This is a genomic window from Photobacterium sp. Ph5 (assembly GCF_022129445.1).
In the GTDB taxonomy this organism is placed as follows: Bacteria; Pseudomonadota; Gammaproteobacteria; order Enterobacterales; family Vibrionaceae; genus Photobacterium.
In genome coordinates, this window is sequence record NZ_JADQAQ010000073.1 from 1 (window position 1) to 16,137 (window position 16,137).

Sequence of the window (16,137 nt, forward strand, 5' to 3'; positions counted from 1 at the left end):
ACCGTAGTCGAGCTTATGGGCTTTCACTCTGCCGCGAAGCGGCTTCGTTCAACAATCTGTTTAAGAGTGATTCGCAACGCGTGGCATTTTTACCATGCGTTGGTTTAAGTGATTAAGGTGGTATGCGGCGGCATCGGTATTGCGTTGCTCACACCTTAACAGGGCGTTAAATTTTGGATATGAATCGAAGATCGTTTCTTGAAATATTGATTACGACATTTGCCGCTAGCAAATTATACGGATGTAGTGGAGATACTGTGGTGCCTCAAATAAAGCATAAAGATATTAATATCCCTAAATTTTCTACTGAGGTTCTTCACAATAGCTTAGATAAGCTGTTGAAAGCATTCGAAGCGAAGGGAATGAAAGTTAGTGAATCACTGCTTCCACCACTAGATGAGCAAGAATTAAGAGAAAAATGTTCGTGGTTTCCAGGAGATCTAACTGAAGAAATCATTGCGCTTTATTCGTGGAGAGGCGGTCAGGTGAATGACGCTTGGGATTCTGAATATCCATTTTGGTTCCGCGACAACAGTTTCTGTAGTATCGAAAGAGCTAAGAATGAATATAAAAGTATGATGGATTCTTACGGAACATATAAAGAAGACCATTTCATGCTTAAGAATTCATTTCCAATAGCGTCCTTTAATGGTGGCTGGTATGTGATCCCAACAAAAGGTAATAACCTAAGTTCTGTATTAGAGCGGCCAATAATCTCGGTTATGCAAGGAATTGATGTTTATTTCTATTCCATACAAAAAATGGTCGATACGTGCGTAGAGTGGGTGGAAAATGATAAATATAAAGAAGATGGTCTTTATCCTGAAGAGCTAGAAATGGAGATTTGGAGCAAACACAATCCAGGTATTTTTAGCTAGAAAAATTTAACAAGCGCCTGCAATCTGACCTCCGGCCACTGTCTCCTTTTTTGCCAAAACCCCGGCAAAAAAGGCGCCAGTAGCCTCCGGCAGTTGATGCGGGCGTTAAATTTCCAGAGGGATCAGGAATGAGTCAAGTTTCGGAAACAATCGACTATATTGAAAATCTTTTAAGTAGCATTGATAAAAAAGTCGACGCTTCACCTGAAATTCAAGAAATTGAAAATATAATCAAAACTAAGATTCCTGATAATGTTAGAAATCTGGTGCAGCTTGTAAAGTTAATCACAGATGAAGTTGATATATTTTGCGGCTATGAACTCGAGAATGACCAAACACTCTTACAGCATTACAAGGATGCATTTAAAAAACACACTGTTTCATTCTTTGCAGGAAACTTTTTAGATGAAAATTTCCAGGCATTTGAAGAGTGTGGCATCAAGTATTATGATGAATATAGCAACTCTCAGCATTATTCCGAGGACGATGAAATAAATGATCTAAGGCTTATTTTGCCTCTATTTATGGCTTCAGGTGGTTACAATATTGTCCTGAACTTGGGAGGGAAGCAGCCAGGAGAGCTATTGGCAGTAGCTCAAGATTATTACTTTAGTGTACTCGCCCCAAGTATCGAGGAGCATTTGAGTGATTTAATCGGAGGATTAAAGAGCGGTGCATATCAAATAGGGGACGAAGGCTATAAACAAGTTGTTTACCCTATGAGTTGGGGGGCCAGAAGTATGGTTAGGTCTGGTGAGTATTTCATGGATGAAGATTATGAAATGGTTAAGAAATAGAAATTTAACAAGTGGCTGCACAAGACCTCCGGTCACTGTCACCTTTTGTGCAAACCCCGCACAAAAGGCGCCATTGGCCTCCGGCATGTTAGCCGGGCGTTAGATTTCAGGGCAAGCGCGGTTAGGCTTTCATATGTAAGGATTAAATATGAATATTGTTCCATTAATAGCAGGCTATGTTTTTGGTGTATTGGGGAGTTATATATTATTTGACTACTGGCGCTTTAATCAAAAAGCACTGAAAACTAAGGGTAAAATACTACGCTATTATGAATATCAATCCAAAGATAGCGATAACAGTAAACAGACAATGTACAGACCTAGTTTTGAATTTTCTTTAAATGGAATTACTTACGAAGTTCAATCAAAAACATCTTTTAATTCTAAGATAATACCCATAGGGCAAAATACTGATATTTTGTATCACAAAGGCAATGAGGCCAATGCTCGTTTAGCTAAGGGAAATGGTTTTCGCTTGGGAATTTTATTCATTGGGCTTTCAATACCTGCAATTTATATAGGCTTGTATCAATAATTAACTAATCAAACCTTTAAAAGGAATCTAAATGACATTTGATAAAAAACTATAAAAACATTAATTGCGCTATCTACCCTTTTTATAGTTATAGTTATCTATAACAGAGGAAGTATCTTATTAAATTCTGAGATCATCTCTGCACAAGTAACTAGTTGTAAATGATCAATAGGCTGATTTCGGCTGGCGTTAAAATATCAGGTAAGGTTTTCACGTGCGGCGGCTTTACAATGTTCAGCCACACCCAATCACGTTGAAGGACATGCTTAAAGAAAAACTGTAAGCCATTTCGATCAATTTTTACGGTACTCCATGAATGTGTTTGATCAGTTGCGTAAAATGTTGTTTAAGATCTTCGGTAGTTAATGTGTCTGGTGATTTATCCAGTTGATGGGTAATGCGACGTAGAGCACGACTATAAGCATCAATCGTAGCGGGGCGTTTACCTTGCAAGTTGAGATGGGTAAGGTGTTGTTCATAAAGATAATATGAACGATGTTGCTGCGCTTTGTTCATGATAAATATTCCTTTGGGAAGGTGTATTTACCGTAGTTGAGCTTATAGTTTTTTACTCTGCCGCTCAGCGGCTTCGTTCAATAAGTTGCTTAAACGGAAAAATAACAGTTGACCATCGCTTCGCGATTATAGCCAACCATTATTTTCCGCTTAGCAAGGCGTTATAAACTAAGGATAGTTATGGATTTTAAAATTGAAGTAGAAAAGTTAATTGGTCTTACAGTTAATGAAGCTAAAAATACAATATTTTCAGCAAACGCAAGGAAGTTAAAAGAGTTATCATTTGTAGATTTGTTAGTAGATGATAATAATGAAGCTATGCGTCATGGTGTTTATATAATATTTAACTCAAACTCTGAATGTGTTTATGTTGGTAAGTGCTCTTCTGTTCATTTTGTTGATCGCTTAGGTTCTCATTTAGGCATGTCTAAAAATTATAAATATACATTTTTAAGTAAGCTGGTTAGTTATCTAGAGTTACCAAACGATTTTAGTGGTTATGTATCTGCTGCAAAAGAAATAAGTGATTACAAATATTTAATTATTAATGCAAATCGAAAAGGTACTGACTATATAGGAAAGCTTGAAAAAATATGTATGCTTACTCTAAATCCAACATTAAATAATCGCCCTAAGAAAATGAAAAAAATAACATTGTCTGGTGAGGAGGTATTTGATACCAAGCTTTATAGTTAATCATTATTTATAACAAAGCCATTAAATCGGACTTCAAATGTACAGCATTTTCGCTTCGCTCAAAGTATAGCCGTGTGTTTTTCGCCGTTATAAAATTGGAGGAAGCATCCAAAGAATTCTTAACTTAATTTTGGTACCACCGTTGAAGATTGTTATGGAAGTTTTTAGTGTGGTTAGAGATTCTGAAGCGTTCATTGCCTTTGTTAATATTACATGTTCGCTTAACTGTACAAGTTGAGTCTGTAAGCCTATACTTGTGCTATTCAACGTACATGTGGAGGTTCTAATGAGAATCGTATCTTTTACTGAAGCTAGAAATAGTTTAAAAGCAGTTTTAGATGGTGTCGTAAATGACGCAGATACAACAGTAATTACCCGTCGTGATGCTGAAGATGCAGTAGTCATGTCTTTAGACTATTACAATAGCCTTATGGAGACGGTTCATTTACTGCGTTCTCCTGAAAATGCAGAGCATTTAAATCGTTCAATAGCACAATATCGAGCAGGGAAAGTGACTGCACGTGAGCTTATTGATGAGTAGTAGTCAGCGTTTACTGTCTTGGACTGATGGTGCTTGGGGTGACTATTTGTATTGGCAAAGCCAAGATAAGAAAACGCTTAAGCGTATCAATAAACTTATCAATGATGTGAAGCGCTCTCCTTTTGAAGGGATAGGTAAACCAGAGGCATTAAAAGAAAATTTATCTGGTTTTTGGTCTCGCCGAATTGATGATACAAACAGGCTCGTATATGCAGTAGATGCACAAGCAATTACGATAATTTCATGTCGCTACCATTACTAAAATAGGCTTTTACGTCAGGTAACGATTAAATAAGAATAGCCGGTTTGTAGCCGACACCTATCCGAAGCATTAGTTAAGCCTAAGCCACCCTATATAGTAAATATCGCAATTACTATGATGCTTAAAGCATAGGAAAAGTTATGCTTTTAAACATATTCTCAGCTAGGTAACGGCAACATATCTTAAAAATAAGTTATCTCACGAATAAGAGCCGTTTGTATGTGATTTGAATCTGTCTGTGAGCTGGCAGCCAAAAGCCCCATATTCTGATGAATATAAAAAGCAATAATGAATAATACTCATTGCTGCTTTTTTGTTTTCAACTTAGTGGCTGGCTTATTCGCTACAATTCTTTTTTGGTATCCGTACCTGTACTTGAAAATCCCCATGTCCTAACTGGTTTATTGATAGATCGTATTCGTTGATTTTGCAGATGTTATCAACGATAGATAATCCTAAACCATAGCGATCGTTATTGGAGCGAGAATCATCATGCTGAAATAGCGGTTGCACTAGTTTATCGACTTCCTGCTCCGTGTAATTAATAGAGGATTGATTGGTGATAGTGAATATCACATCCGGAGCATTATCATTAATCGCAATATTAATAGCTGTATTAGGCAGGCTGTAAAACAGTGCGTTATCTAATAAGTTGGTGATAATGGTTTTTAAACAAAACTCATCAGCAATAATAGGCTGCTGAAGTGTGTTATTTAAAACTATACGCTGTTTAATATCGTCATATTTAAAGTTTAAATCGTGAATCACGCTACTTAATAAGGTTGTGATTTCAATCGGCTCTTTATAAATAGAAAGCGAATGAGAAGTGCGTTGCAGTAATAATAGGTTTTCTACAATGACTTTCATTCGGTTCGATATTTGGAGAATGTCCGAGGTGAAGGTTTTGGCTAAACGTTCATCATCTGGAAAGCGTTGATGCACTTCGGTAAGGGTGATGATTTCAGCAATAGGCGTTTTAATTTCATGAGCGATATCAGAGGTGATGCGTTTTTCGTTATCGACCATTTTACGGTTGGTTTCGAGGAAGTTATTTAGCTCGTTGCGGATCAAATCTACTTCAATATAAGAGGGAGTATTTTCTTCAAACGTAAAGCTATGGTTTTGACGTTGTTGTTTTTGATAGTTAAACAGTTTTATTTGATCGTTTAAGTTAACGAGTGGATTGAGCCCTTTATTAACAATAGCTCTCGCGACAACACGCATAATGATCATTGAGAGTAAGAAACTACCAATCAGCAAAATATCAAGAATGCCCGTGACCTTATCAAGCCCTGTCGTGGAGGCATAAATGGTTAAGTAAATAGGGGTTGGCTTTTGATCTTTGGGTTTTGCTAAGTATGAATATAAGAACGCCTTGCCGACTTCTCGGTTAGGTAATGTTATATTGACAATTTGATAGCTATTTAGCGGTAACTTCTTATGTAGCAAATTAATATTTGGATAATCGCTAAGGGAAGCGGAGCGATAAATAACATCATCATTTTTCCAGATCTGGTAATAAGCATAATCTTTATCACTACTAATGGCATCAGCAAAGGCTTGGATATTGGTGATAGTTTTAAATTGTCCTGCTTGCTCTTGGATCTCTAATTCAAATTGCTCTTGTACCCAATTATCGACACTGACGTCGACAAAGGTAAATACAATAATAATAAAGAATCCAAATACTGCACTAATGGCATTAATAAGGTTCTTTTTAATTGAACGGACTTGCGTCATGTTTAATTCTCGATGTAGTAACCAAAACCACGTTTGTTTTTAATCGGCAGTACAGCATCAATTTTTTTTGCTTTTTTGCGCATCGTCGAGATATGTACTTCGATAGTATTCTTCGCAATATAATCAAAGTTATTCGCAATATTATCGCTGATCATGCTGGTAGTGAGGATTTTGCCTCGATGAGTAAATAGGTAATCGACAATCTTAAACTCATTAGGGGTGAGCTCTAAATCATGGCGACCGTAGAAAAGGGTTTTCTTGCTTGGATCTAAGATAAAACCATCAATTTCAATGGTATTGGTAACATTGATTGCTTGGCAGCGACGAGAAATGGCCAGTACACGAGCATGGAGCTCATCAAAGGAAAAGGGCTTGGTAACGTAGTCGTCAGCACCTTGCAGTAAGCCGTCAATGCGATCTTGGCTATGGGTTTTGGCGGAAAGAATAATAATGCGAGTTTCAATGCCTGTTTGACGAAGTTTATTTAAGATCGTCATACCATCAACGCCCGGTAACATCAGATCTAAAATAATAATGTCGTAATCATTATTTAACGCTAGGCTGAGCCCTTCATCACCATTTTCAGCTTCATCAGTAGTCAAACCTAGATTATTAAAACCCACCGCTAAACTGCGACGTAATGCCGATGAATCTTCGATAATTAATATCTTCATGGAGAGCTCAAAAAATGTATACCTATAAGAGATTATAAGTATACATTAATTTCGAGTGTTAATTCAGGTGTTTATGCTGCCACTTGACAGCTTGAAGTAATGTCCAGCTTAGGATTTATCACTTTTGATTTCACACCGTATAAGCTCAATAGGCTAGGGAATAAACTATCCTGTGATAGTCCTGCTTGGTTTTCTTTTTTCTCTAGACACGTTTTGTTGATCCCTTTCGCTTGTGTGTATTGGTTAGGTAACCATAGTAGCCAAGGTACGTGTTTTTGCTCTTTAGGCGCAATTGAGAAAGGGGCACCATGAAGGTAGAACCCGTTCTCGCCTAATGATTCACCGTGATCCGACATATATAACAAGGCAACGTTATATTTATCTTCTTCGGCTTTCAGCATTTTGATCATTTGCTCTGTTACGTAGTCGGTGTACAGAATGGTGTTGTCGTACACGTTTTTAATTTCTTGATCGCTACAGTTTTCAATGTCACTACGGTTACAAGACGGTTTAAATTTGTCGAATGCAGCAGGGTAGCGTTTGAAATAAGTTGGACCATGGCTGCCAATTAAATGCAGTACTAATAGCTTATTCTTATCGTCTTTGTTTATGAAGGCTTGGGCTTTATCTAACATCACGCCATCGTAGCAGCTAGTGCCATTACAGAACTGGTTATGCTGTGATGGATCTGTCGCTTCATAATTGACCCGATCAGCAACACCTTTTGAGCCGCCATCGTTATCAAGCCATAGCACTTCAGTACCTGCACGGTGGATAATATCAACCGCATTATCTTGTGAGTAAGCACGATCTTGGTTGTAGTGTGCTCGCGTTAAATTCGAGAACATACAAGGTACTGAAAGCGCAGTGTAAGTACCGCAAGATTCAACGTTTTTGAACGATATTATACCTTCATTTTTGGTGTACGGATTGGTGTCGCGCTTATAACCATTATAAGCATAGTTATAGGTACGTGCGGTTTCACCTAACAGCATTACAAACAACGTAGGTTTATGATTATCTGTTGGTTTTAGCTTGGCATCCAAACCTTGTTGTTTAAACGGTAGTGGCTTGTAGATAAACTTTTTATATAGATATTTACCACCAGCATACACGTGACCCGGAATGATCATACGGTTTAAGAAGTGGTTATTTCGACCAACTGCTGCATAGGTTTTAAATGTGGTTAAACCGACCAACAAGATGGCCGTACAAGCGATACCTAGTAATGCGATACGTGCAACAATGGCTTTGATAAAAGATTCACGCTTGGTGATTTTAACCATGGCGATCCAAATACTTGGCACTATACCAAAGAAAACCACATACATGATGGAAGTGGTATTGAGGTAAGAAAATGCTTCATCTGAATTGGTTTCAAAAATGCTTTCAATTACCGCATTGTTAAACAGAGTGTGGTAGTTCACTTCTGCATATAACGCCATGGATGAGGTAATGGTTAAGAAAATCATCACCGGCTTAAACAGATAAGGCCAGCACAGTAGAGTAAAAATAATGATGAAAGCTGCCATCAATACTATCGGTGCGGTGTAAGGGAATAACGCATTAGATACTGAATGGCTTAAATCGAAAATTTTAGCCAAGGTCGGATAGTTAAAGCATAGGGTAAAGTATGCTGACATTACAATGATGAAGCTTGTCATCTTAATTTGGAAAATTTGACGCATTGCTGGCTCTTCTGAATTAGCGAATAGCTATATCATCAGCTTTAGAACTTAAGGCTTACTTAAGATTTGGAATAAGAATGTTTTTTAGTAAAAAAAGTAAACCTTATATTCAATAAAATTGATTATAAGGTGTGTGTTTATTCTCGTATTATCAAAGAAAAATACCATCTTATTATGAATATTTATCTTGTAGAAAACGTGCAACTTACCGTGCCACTTTATACGCTGTTAGGCAATATATCGACTAAACTACGGCAGGCAATATTTAATAAATTCGCCTCATATCAAAGCTATGGTGATGTTTATCATTGTAAACATTTGAAGATGTTAAATGCCAAAATATGGAAGTATAAAGGGGCGATTTTCAAGCTGCGGGTCGATAGCGGTAAAGAATCGGTAAGAGTGCTGTTTATTAAACATAATAATGATCTTCTGATCCTTCATGCATTTCTAAAATCGACGCAGAAAACACCAAAGAAAGAAGCACATCAAGCTATTGCTGTATTACAACAAATAAACACAATTGACAGGGTAATTTGGTCACTGTCGGCGAATTAGAATGAGTTTAATGTAATATTGACGTTAATCTCATGCTCAACCAGTAAAGGTAACTCAGTGATTACTCGCTAGTTTGTCAGGTTTATTCATGCTATACATGAAGAATTAGAGATAAACGAGTAAGGGAATTGAGTAGTTATGTCTAGTAACAAATTAGATACTGCGCTAGTAAATGCAGGACGCAAAAAAAAATTCACTCACGGTGCAGTCAATAGCGTTATTCAACGTGCATCATCATTAGTTTTCGATACGGTTGCAGATAAAAAACATGCTATTAAGAACCGTGCGAAAGGCGAGTTGTTTTATGGACGTCGTGGCACGTTAACCCACTTTGCGCTTCAAGATGCGATGGTGGAATTAGAAGGCGGTGCTGGTTGTTATTTATATCCATGTGGTGCGGCTGCGGTATCTAACAGTATTTTAGCGTTTGTTGCATCGGGCGATCATGTATTGATGACAGGTGCAGCCTATGAGCCTACTCAAGAGTTTTGCAATATTGTCCTTAAAGGATTAGGGGTTAGTACTACTTATTACGATCCCTTGATTGGTGAGGGGATTGCAGAACTTGTACAGCCAAATACTAAGGTTGTTTTCTTAGAATCACCAAGCTCTATCACAATGGAAGTGCAAGATATTCCAGCAATTGTGAAAGCAGTGCGTGCTGTTAACCCTGATGCTGTGATCATTATGGATAACACATGGGCGGCAGGGGTGCTATTTAAAGCGCTCGAGCACGGTGTTGATATCTCTGTTCAAGCCGGTACGAAATACATTGTTGGTCATTCAGATGCAATGATTGGTACAGCAGTAAGTAATGAGCGCTGTTGGGATCAACTACGCGAACGTTCTTATTTAATGGGGCAGATGGTTGATGCTGATACCGCGTATGTAGCTGCTCGCGGATTGCGCACTATGGGCGTTCGTTTAAAACAACATCATGAAAGCAGTATCAAAGTAGCGGAATGGCTGGCAGAGCGTCCAGAAGTTGCAACGGTTAATCATCCAGCACTACCAAGTTGTAAAGGCCATGAATTCTTTGTGCGTGATTTTGCAGGAAGCTGTGGCTTGTTTTCATTTGTCCTTAATAAACGTTTATCAAATGAAGAAGTCGCTAATTTCTTAGATAACTTTAAGCATTTTAGTATGGCGTATTCTTGGGGCGGTTATGAGTCTCTTATTTTGGCCTGCCAACCTGAAGAGTTAAATCGTATTCGTCCTGTGGGCAAAGTAGATTTTGATGGCACGCTTATTCGTGTACATATTGGTTTAGAAGATTGCGACGATCTAATTGAAGATTTAGCCAATGGCTTTAGCCGCATCGCTTAATTAACCTTAAATATATCCTACAAACTAAATCGCTTCTTTCATCTGTTATGACATTGGAAGAAGCGATTTTTTATTGCTTGTGTAAACAATAATTTACGAATGGATTTTCCAATCATCCCTTTAAAGTTAAAAATAATCAACCTTATCATATTCTTATTGTTTATTATTACTCTGCTCAAACTCTATAATGACCTTATAGATACAGATAATGGCGGCATATAGCACTTTTATTTAATAATTTTTCTTTATAGTCAGTATTGTAATCGTTGCGGAATGGATTTAATCTACAACTAAAGATGATAATGATTATCAATTAGAAGGTAATTGTTAAATGCCATATGGAAATGACAGCGATTAAAAAGACTAATCTACTTAACTCATGATGTTGAGTTACAAGGGGCTGTTATGAAAAATACACGTATTGTTCTACTTCGTCATGGTCAAAGTGTTTGGAACAAAGAAAACCGTTTTACTGGCTGGGCAAATGTCTCTCTTTCTGAATTAGGCGAAAACGAAGCGCGTAATGCAGGTATTAAATTGAAAGAGAATGGTTTCAACTTTAATTTTTGCTATACCTCAATGCTTGATCGTGCGATCAAAACATCTAACTTAGCATTAGAACAGCTTGATTCTTTATGGATCCCTGTTGAGCACGACTGGCAATTGAATGAACGTCATTATGGTGATCTTCAAGGATTGAATAAAGCAGAAACAGCAGAAGAGTTTGGCGACGAACAAGTGCACATTTGGCGTCGTAGTTATGATATTGAGCCACCACAAGTGAGTGAAGATAGCTCTTTTTACCCAGGTAATGATAGACGTTACCAAGAGCTAAAACATAGTCAGCTTCCGCATGGTGAATCGTTGAAAGATACCTATGATAGGGTAATACCATTCTGGAATGAGAATATTGTCCCTAATGTTAAACCAGGCTCTGATATTTTAATTGCCGCTCACGGTAACAGCTTACGTGCTTTGATTAAATATTTAGATAATATTCCTGATGATAAAATTACAGAATTAGAAATACCAACAGGAGCACCATTAGTTTACGAATTTAACGAGCAGATGAAACCTGTACAGAGCTATTATTTGTAATGCTAATAAAATATTGATAAAAATGCCCTATTGAATAGGGCATTTTTTGTTACAAAAACGAGTTAATTCCTTAAGAAGAGCAACTAATTTCTAATTCTTTACCCCATTTAGGTGGAAGATCGGCAAGATCCTCAAAGTTAGGATGCTCATCAAAAGGATCATGTAAAACTGTTAATAGATTCTCTACAAATGTGAAATTCCCTTGCTCGGCACCATCGATAGCAAGCTGTGCCAAATAGTTACGAAGAATATATTTCGGGTTACTTTTAAGCATTAATGCCAAACGTTGTTGATCATCGGTATTTGAGATACGTTTTTTGTAATCAGCTAACCATTCATCGATTGCTGTTGTATTTTCAGAGAGGGATGAAAAGTGTGAACTGGCGTTATCGAGTTCGTCTTGGGAAAGCGTCGAAAGCGTGCGGAAGAACTGGGTGTAATCGATTGATTGTTGCTTGAGTAAATTAAATAACTGCTGGAATAACTCATTATCTTGTTCTTGGCTATCGAACAAACCTAATTTCTGGCGCATAAGTTTGCTGTAATGCATTTGTAGTTGGTGCTGATAAATTTCTAATGCATGTTCTATGTCTGATTTATCTATAATGGGTGCTAAGGCGTAACCGAGTGCTGATAAATTCCATAACCCAATGGATGGCTGTTGATTGAAGGCATAACGACCAGAATAATCGGAATGATTACAAATATAACCCGGATTATAATCGTCCAGAAAACCATAAGGGCCATAATCAAACGTTAAGCCTAAAATCGACATATTGTCGGTATTCATAACGCCATGAGCAAATCCTACCGCTTGCCAATGGGCGATCATCTTAGCTGTATTTTCACAAACTTGCTCAAACAGGGCGGCGTAAGGCTTTTCGACTTGTTGGCATTCAGGGAAATGATGCTGAATAACGTAATCTGCTAATAAGCGTAATTGATCGTGTTGTTGGGTATAAAACAGATATTCAAAATGACCAAATCGGATATGGCTTTCTGAAACTCGGATCAGGGTTGCGCCAAATTCTTGTTTTTCACGGTACACATGAGTATCACTACCAATAACCGCGAGTGCATGCGAGGTTGGAATACCAAGACCTGCCATCGCAGCGCTAGCTAAATATTCTCGAATACTTGAACGAATAACGGCACGACCATCGCCCATACGCGAATAAGGTGTAAGTCCAGAGCCTTTTAAGTGAATATCCCACTTTTTACCATGACTTGTTTGTACTTCCCCCAATAATAAACCTCGACCATCACCCAGATCGGGGTTGTATTGCCCGAATTGGTGCCCAGTGTATTTCATTGCAATGGGATCAAACCCAGCTAAGGTGTCGTTACCACTGAATATATTAATAAAATCATCAGATTGAATGGCGTTTATATCGAGTTCTAATAATTTCGCAATGTGTGGATTCACACTTATTAAGTAAGGATTACTCAGCGGTTGCGGAGTAACGAAGGTGCCGAACAGAGAAGGGAGTTGGCTGTAAGTATTATTAAAAATAAGCTGTTGTAATGATTTCATAACAAAGGTATTCGGTGGGTTTAACAAGGATTATAGATCTAACCATATATTATAGTTAAGTACTTACATCTATTACATTTCTAATCATGAAGTGTATCGAGTAGGGATATCGCTTAATAGAATAGTATCTAGTTTACCAATATGATCATTTGTTCATTTCTACTGGTTTGTTATTGAAGGGAATACAATGAACTTAACAAGGAACATACTTTTTGCCAGCACCGCCTTAGCGCTATTGGGTTGTGGTGGCGGTGGAAGTGGTGAGTCAACACCACAAGCTAAAGCTGGTGATGATATTTATACCTATGCTAATAAAAGTGTGGTGATTTCATCTAACAATATTGATCCAAACGGGACAATTGTGGATGTTTCTTGGGCGCAATCAGACGCAGATGCAACAAAAGTCGAACTGATAAAAGTAAATAATAGCGCTACGTTTACTGTTCCTGATATTCAAGATAATGAAGTGTTTAATTTTACAGTTACGGTCACTGATAACGACGGTGATACAGCAACTGATGATATCAGTGTATATGCAAAACCTGCGGAAAAATCCTTATCTCTTTCTTTTGTTGGCTTAGGTGATACTAAGCAAGTAACCAATGAAGCAAAGGTGACTTTAAAAGGAAATGTTGTTTCTGATCATGATATTAAACAGATCTTAGTGACTAACGGTGCCACCAAGCTTTCTGTGAATGCTGAAGTTGATGAAATGTGGTCAGCAACACTTGATTTGGTTAAAGGTAAAAATCAAATCACCGTAATGGCGTTAACCGCTGATGAAGCGCAGGTTGAGATTGTTTCAACGATTAACTATCACCCCGCGATGGATTTCACTACGCCGTTAACATTAAGCCAACGCTCTTTTGTGTTAAATGAAGATGCAGTAACGATTTACGCTAATATTGGCACATCAAATAATAAGGATCCAGAGGTTACATTGATCGGCTCTGGCGGCAGCATTAGTTTTGATGAAGGTGCAGATGGAATCGATGATGATGGCATTTATGCGACCTCTTTCTCTTTTAATCCAACTAAAAAAGGTAAATTTTGCTATCAAGCACAAGTATCTGATAGTGAAGAGAATGTATACCAATCAGAGCCTGCCTGTATCTGGGTGGCTGAAACATACACCTCAGATCAAGTCGCTAAGTCTGTTGATATTGCTGACAGTGTTGAAACATGGTTAACCTCAGAATTAGATAAAGGAAAAGATGTTCATGCTTCAGCCAAAGCGGTGGTTGATCAACTTAACATCCATAAGGATGTAGGTGCTGCTGGGTATACCTATGAAGGAGGTATTTGGTGGGTGAATGAGGATGGTATTTTAGGACTTCATAATCCTCTGGTTGAAAATTCAAAGTCAACAGTGCGTGGTGGGACTGTTGCGCCAACACCTGTTGTAAAAGCGGCATTTGAAACGCGTTATTATGATGATGTATTTAAAAACCAGCCTACAACCTACTCATCAGTAGCGACGGCAAACCGAATTCAAAGCTCTAAAGCTGTGATGATCAGCCCCTATATTAATAATCCTGATGTGTCTGAGTTTAGTAACTTCTTTAAAGCAGATGATTACTATGGTGTTTGGAAAACAATTAAAGATAGTCAATCATGTAAATTATTCCCTGATAGTGAATTTGTGAATAACGAAACTGTGGGTGTTTCGCTTGATAGCTTTAAAGATTTTACTACTTTTGGATATATTCATTTTTCTACTCACGGTAATAATTATTTCAGTGGATTATTTAAAATCTGGGATGAAAAGTGGGGGCCGAGTGACTTCTTAAAAGGGTATCTATCAGTTTCTGGTTTATATACAGGCATAGTTTTACCTAAAAATGAAGATGGCACTTATAACCTTGAAGGTTATGAAAGCGATCTTTATATGAAGCGCCTAGCCATTGGTGCTGGTGGCGCGTTGATTATTCTTCCTTCGTTCTTTGATCATTATCTTTCCACTATGCCTAAGAGTTTAGTTGTACTATCAGCCTGTCGGTCTGTTTACAACAATTCACTTGCCAATGTCTTTTTATCAAAAGGCGCAGGAGCGGTGATTGGCTATGATGACTATGTGCTTTCGTCTTATGCTCAAGATACGACGAATGCCATTATTAGTGACATGCTTGAAAATGATTCGACATTGAAGGAAGCCTTTGATGTTGCTGTTAATAAACATGGTAAAAGTGATAGCAGCAGTAACGAAGCATTCATTCGTATGAGAGGTGAAGAAGATTTAAAACTATCAAGTGGTTCATTTGATAATCTCAGTTTTGAACAAGGAGAACTGAATGCTTGGGCGAAAAATGGTGATGGACGCATCATTACTAATTTAGGTGGTACTGCGCCGTTAGATGGTCAATTTGTTGGTGTTGTTTCAACGGGGTTAGGCTATACCAATGAGCTAGGTAGTATCGAACAATCTGCTTGTTTAGATAAAAACGTAACAACATTGAGTTTTGATTGGAAGTTCTATTCAGAAGAATTTTTAGAATATTGTGATACTGGTTTTGATGATTCATTTACTTTAAACGTGTGCGAGGAAGGAACAACAAATTGTGCATCTTTTGAAACCAGTGTAAATAAGCTTTGTGAGAATCAAGAGGCGCTAATCAAGTCTGATGTATCGTTTGATCAAGGTGATGTACATAACACCCCTTGGGCAAAAGAGCAGTTAGATGTCTCTGCTTTGGCTAATAAGCGTGTTAAGCTAACAATAGAGGCGGTAGATAAAGGTGATACAGCATATGATAGTGCGATATTGATTGATAACATAGAAGTTAAATAATTAGAGTGAGGTGCGCATATGGTGAAAATATTTTCTTTGTGCGCACCATTATTATTTTTATTGATGTTGATTTATGGTTGTAACGTTAAATCTGATGTGGTTTATCAATCTGAAGATTTAGGCAAAGTCTTGTATCAATATAAAGATAATAGTGGTTGTGAATTAGAAGCAGTAGGTGAAAATATTGCTCAATTTTATCTACGGATAGAAAGAAGGGAGTTATTACCATTAAAGGCCGTGTACCAAGAAAATGATCCTTTTATTATGAAGATAAAAACATTGCCTGCATTAGTACTTATAAAAGATGATGCAACATGGTATATCCCATTAACAAAAGGCAGTGACTGGATTTTTGTTAATGTTAATGACACTGTTAACGTATTTAAATATCCTGAGGTGTTTCGTCAATTATGCAAAAAATAACCTGATTACCACTATTTAACAGCCACTATTAAATTATCTCCTATACTTCAAGATATTGAAGTATAGGAGTGACGTTATGCCTA

15 protein-coding genes and 1 pseudogene are annotated in these 16,137 nt (G+C 37.5%); 11 read left to right on the forward strand and 5 right to left on the reverse strand.

The genetic code is table 11. The annotated features are described in order from the left end of the window. Positions 1-179: 179 nt before the first annotated feature. From I3259_RS18760 to I3259_RS18770, 3 genes are all read left to right on the forward strand, one after another. Positions 180-878 carry a hypothetical protein gene (locus tag I3259_RS18760; protein ID WP_233219366.1) on the forward strand — a complete coding sequence of 233 codons (699 nt, stop codon included), beginning with the start codon at positions 180-182 and terminating at the stop codon, positions 876-878. Positions 879-1,006: 128 nt separating this feature from the next. Continuing rightward, a complete protein-coding gene (locus I3259_RS18765; protein WP_238031227.1) occupies positions 1,007-1,675 on the forward strand; it encodes a hypothetical protein in 669 nt (222 codons plus the stop codon). A 148-nt stretch (positions 1,676-1,823) separates the two neighbouring features. Beyond that, the gene (locus I3259_RS18770; RefSeq protein WP_238031228.1) at positions 1,824-2,210 is read left to right on the forward strand and encodes a DUF3592 domain-containing protein; all 387 of its coding nucleotides are present in this window, start codon (positions 1,824-1,826) and stop codon (positions 2,208-2,210) included. A 163-nt stretch (positions 2,211-2,373) separates the two neighbouring features. On the opposite strand, the pseudogene I3259_RS18775 reads toward I3259_RS18770, so the two are convergent. Continuing rightward, positions 2,374-2,726 (reverse strand): annotated as a pseudogene (locus tag I3259_RS18775) (site-specific integrase); the annotation flags it as partial. Positions 2,727-2,906: 180 nt separating this feature from the next. On the opposite strand from I3259_RS18775, the gene I3259_RS18780 reads away from it, so the two are divergent. From I3259_RS18780 to I3259_RS18790, 3 genes are all read left to right on the forward strand, one after another. Beyond that, positions 2,907-3,422, forward strand: a complete 516-nt coding sequence (locus I3259_RS18780; protein WP_238031229.1) for a GIY-YIG nuclease family protein — start codon at positions 2,907-2,909, stop codon at positions 3,420-3,422. 286 nt (positions 3,423-3,708) lie between these two features. Next, positions 3,709-3,963, forward strand: a complete 255-nt coding sequence (locus tag I3259_RS18785; RefSeq protein ID WP_107217890.1) for a type II toxin-antitoxin system prevent-host-death family antitoxin — start codon at positions 3,709-3,711, stop codon at positions 3,961-3,963. Next, positions 3,956-4,225, forward strand: coding sequence for a Txe/YoeB family addiction module toxin (locus I3259_RS18790; RefSeq protein ID WP_238031230.1), 270 nt, complete (start codon positions 3,956-3,958; stop codon positions 4,223-4,225). Before I3259_RS18785 ends, I3259_RS18790 begins: the two co-directional genes overlap by 8 nt. Positions 4,226-4,561: 336 nt before the next feature. Here the strand turns inward: I3259_RS18790 and I3259_RS18795 are convergent, their stop codons facing one another. The 3 genes from I3259_RS18795 to I3259_RS18805 form a co-directional block, all read right to left on the reverse strand. Beyond that, complete coding sequence (locus I3259_RS18795) at positions 4,562-5,965, reverse strand: HAMP domain-containing sensor histidine kinase (RefSeq protein WP_238031231.1); 1,404 nt, start codon at positions 5,963-5,965, stop codon at positions 4,562-4,564. Positions 5,966-5,967: 2 nt separating this feature from the next. Next, positions 5,968-6,639: a response regulator transcription factor gene (locus I3259_RS18800; protein ID WP_238031232.1), complete on the reverse strand. Its 672-nt coding sequence runs from the start codon at positions 6,637-6,639 to the stop codon at positions 5,968-5,970. Positions 6,640-6,710: 71 nt separating this feature from the next. Beyond that, positions 6,711-8,327, reverse strand: a complete 1,617-nt coding sequence (locus tag I3259_RS18805) for a phosphoethanolamine--lipid A transferase (protein WP_238031233.1) — start codon at positions 8,325-8,327, stop codon at positions 6,711-6,713. 174 nt (positions 8,328-8,501) lie between these two features. On the opposite strand from I3259_RS18805, the gene I3259_RS18810 reads away from it, so the two are divergent. From I3259_RS18810 to gpmA, 3 genes are all read left to right on the forward strand, one after another. Next, the gene (locus I3259_RS18810) at positions 8,502-8,885 is read left to right on the forward strand and encodes a type II toxin-antitoxin system RelE/ParE family toxin (RefSeq protein WP_238031234.1); all 384 of its coding nucleotides are present in this window, start codon (positions 8,502-8,504) and stop codon (positions 8,883-8,885) included. Positions 8,886-9,023: 138 nt separating this feature from the next. Beyond that, positions 9,024-10,211, forward strand: a complete 1,188-nt coding sequence (metC, locus tag I3259_RS18815) for a cystathionine beta-lyase (protein WP_238031235.1) — start codon at positions 9,024-9,026, stop codon at positions 10,209-10,211. 405 nt (positions 10,212-10,616) lie between these two features. Beyond that, entirely contained in the window at positions 10,617-11,309 is a 693-nt protein-coding gene (gene gpmA / locus I3259_RS18820) for a 2,3-diphosphoglycerate-dependent phosphoglycerate mutase (protein WP_238031236.1), read from the forward strand. Between the two features lie 70 nt (positions 11,310-11,379). Here gpmA and I3259_RS18825 read toward each other — a convergent pair whose 3' ends face one another. Continuing rightward, on the reverse strand, positions 11,380-12,843 hold the full coding sequence (locus I3259_RS18825; RefSeq protein ID WP_238031237.1) for a protein adenylyltransferase SelO: 1,464 nt from the start codon (positions 12,841-12,843) through the stop codon (positions 11,380-11,382). Positions 12,844-13,030: 187 nt separating this feature from the next. On the opposite strand from I3259_RS18825, the gene I3259_RS18830 reads away from it, so the two are divergent. Both I3259_RS18830 and I3259_RS18835 read left to right on the forward strand, forming a co-directional pair. After that, positions 13,031-15,631 carry a choice-of-anchor L domain-containing protein gene (locus I3259_RS18830; RefSeq protein WP_238031238.1) on the forward strand — a complete coding sequence of 867 codons (2,601 nt, stop codon included), beginning with the start codon at positions 13,031-13,033 and terminating at the stop codon, positions 15,629-15,631. 18 nt (positions 15,632-15,649) lie between these two features. Further along, a complete protein-coding gene (locus tag I3259_RS18835; protein WP_238031239.1) occupies positions 15,650-16,054 on the forward strand; it encodes a hypothetical protein in 405 nt (134 codons plus the stop codon). Positions 16,055-16,137: the final 83 nt, after the last annotated feature.